Here is a 2,707-nt window from a genome sequence, read left to right as displayed (position 1 = left end):
CGGCACGCCGTCGCTGCCTGGCGAAGAGGCGCAGGTCGGAGCGACGCTCTCCGGCTCCTTCCAGGTGTTCGTGAAGGGCTACGCGCTGTTCCTGCCGGCGGTGGCGCCGTGAGCGTCCTGAGCGACCGTATGCGCGCGGCGCGCGCGCGCTGGATCGACGTCGGCGAGGGGATCGAACTGCAGATCCTGCGGCCGCAGAGCACGGCGTTTTTCGGGATCGACCCGGACGCCAGCTCGGCGGCCAAGTCGCTGGCGATCGCGCGCACCTGCGTGATCGACTGGCGCGGGATGCGCGAGAGCACGCTGCTGCCCGGCGTGGGCGTCGATGACGAGGTCGAGTTCGACGCGGACGCCTACCGCGAGTGGCTCGCCGACCACCCCGACGTCATCGGGAAGGTCGCCGACGCGTGCCTCGAGGATCTCGCGGCCTGGCGCGCGAGGCGGGACGACATCCACGAAAAGTAGCCGCCTTCTGCCAGGCGGTGGCCGACCTGCGGGCCGGGGCGAAAGTGCAGGTTCCGCCGCTCGGCCAGGCAGAAGAGTGCGCGCGCCTTGCGTGGAACGCGATGGGCGGCCGGGTCGACTGGCCGGCCGTTCCGATCCTCATCGACTTGTACGACGTGACCGACGTCGAGACCTTCCTCGAGGCGCTGTTGGCGATTCGGGATCTTCAGAGCATGGATCGAGACGATGACCATTGATGCGACCAAGGTCAGGATCACCGGCGAGGATGCGACCGGCCCGGCGTTCGCCTCGGTCGAGCGGCGCCTGAAGGATCTCGAGGGCGCGGCATCGGAGACCACCAAGAAACTCGCCGGCTCGGGGTCTGTCTTCGACGATCTCGGCAAGGGCATCGAGCAGGGACTTGGGCGTGGCCTGCGCACTGCGACCGCCGGCATGGGGCCGCTGGCGCGCACCGCGACGGCCGCCATCATCCCGCTCGGGACAGCCGCGATGGGCGCCGCCGCGGCGCTCGGGGCGCTGGCGGTGGCCTACAACGAGGGTGCCAAGGAAAACGACGCCTACGTGCGCGCGCTTGCGCTAAGCAACAACGCGGTCGGCGTCTCCGCGGACAGCCTGGCAACGCTTGCGCGCGAGATCGATGGCGTGGTCGGCACCCAGGCGAAGGCCGCGGAGGTGCTGGCACGCCTGGCCGGCGGCGGGCGCGTGGCCGCCGAGAATCTCGGCCGATTCGCGGCGACGGCGATCGAGGTCGAGCGCACGCTCGGCGTCAGCGTCGAGGATACGGTCAAGGCCTTCGAGTCGCTCGGCCGGTCGCCGGTCGAGGCCTCGCTCAAGCTCAACGAGGCACACCGATACCTGACCGCGGAGATCTACAACCAGATCAAGGCGCTCGAGGATCAGGGGCGCACGTCCGAGGCCGCCGCGCTCGCGCAGGGCGCCTACGCCGATGCGATGGACCGGGCAGCCGGGAGGGTGCGCGACAACCTCGGCACCCTGGAGCTGGCGTGGGACGGGCTCAAGCGGCTGGCGAAGGAGGCCTGGGACGCGATGCTCGGCATCGGCCGCCAGGACGACATGCGCCAGCAGCTCGATGCAGCCCGGGCCAAGCTCAAGCAAATGGAGCCTGGGGGCGAGCAGTTCGGCCGGTTCGCCCAGGAGGAAATCGACCGGCAGCGCAAGCTCGTGGAGTTCCTCGAGGCCCGGGTCAACACCACCGAGGGCCTGGCGGCCGCCGAAGGCGAGTACAACCGTCGCCAGCAGGCCGCCATCGCCGCACAGCGCGAGAACGCGAAATGGGCCGAGGCGGCCCTCACGCGCCAGGAGAAGCTGAATAAGGCGCTGGAAGAGTACCGGCGCAACAACGAAGCGATCCGTGCCGCCGGCGGCACGCTCGACCAGGCGCAGGTGGCGCGCGAAGAGGCCGCCATCCGGGCCAAGTTCGCGGACAAGGGCGGTGGCCGTTCGACGACCGACCGGGCGAGCGCGGCGGATCGGTACCTCGAGAGCCTGGACAAGCAGCTCGAGAAGACGGTCGAACTCACGACCTACGAAAAGCTGCTCAACGACGTGGAGATGGGCCGACTCGGCACCGTCACCAACGCACAGCTCGAGCAGCTCGCGTCGGTGGCGAAGCTGATCGACGTGCGCGCGACCGAACGAGCCGAAGCCGAGAAGCGTGTCGAGCTCGACAAGGTCATCGCCGCCGCCCAGCAGCGCGAGATCGAGCGCAACGAGCGCATCGCGAAGCAGATGGAGGATCGCGCGAACAAGTGGCTCGACGAGCTCGATCCGATGCGGGTCTTCATCCGGCATATCGAGGACGTCGATCGCGTCGTCGAAGAACTCCAGAAGAAGGGCTGGATCTTCACGCCCGAGCAGGTCGCCGCGATGAAGGAGCTCGGTAACGGCGTGAAGACGACGATGACCGAGGCCGACGAGTACGCCAAGGAGGCGGCCCGGAACATTCAGGACGCGCTCGGGAAGGGTCTATACGACCTGCTCGACGGCAAATGGAAGGACATCGGCTCACTCTTCTCGAATCTCATGAAGCGGTTGACCGCGGAGGCGATGGCAGCGCAGCTTGGGCGGTGGCTGCTCGGTGACTTCGCCAGCAGCGGAAAGGTTGGCGGCGTGCTGGGTGACGGTCTCAAGTGGCTTGGTGGGCTCTTCAGTAGCGCGCCTGGGCACGCCACAGGCCTCGACTACGTTCCGCGTGACAACTACGTTGCGCGGCTGCACGAGG

3 protein-coding genes are annotated in these 2,707 nt (G+C 68.6%); all 3 read left to right on the top strand.

All coding sequences use genetic code 11. From position 1 onward, the window contains the following. The first annotated feature begins 108 nt into the window (after positions 1-108). Positions 109-465: a hypothetical protein gene (locus tag IT540_RS02550; RefSeq protein ID WP_291172805.1), complete on the top strand. Its 357-nt coding sequence runs from the start codon at positions 109-111 to the stop codon at positions 463-465. 17 nt (positions 466-482) lie between these two features. Continuing rightward, positions 483-701 (top strand): hypothetical protein, encoded by a 219-nt coding sequence (locus tag IT540_RS02545; protein WP_291172802.1) that lies wholly within the window; start codon positions 483-485, stop codon positions 699-701. Continuing rightward, positions 691-2,707 (top strand): phage tail length tape measure family protein (locus tag IT540_RS02540; protein ID WP_291172800.1); only part of this gene is annotated, 2,017 nt, incomplete at its 3' end. The genes IT540_RS02545 and IT540_RS02540, both read left to right, overlap by 11 nt.

Source organism: Hyphomicrobium sp. (assembly GCF_020852195.1).
In the GTDB taxonomy this organism is placed as follows: domain Bacteria; phylum Pseudomonadota; class Alphaproteobacteria; order Rhizobiales; family Hyphomicrobiaceae; genus Hyphomicrobium_C.
This window is presented reverse-complemented; position numbering and strand designations above follow the sequence as displayed.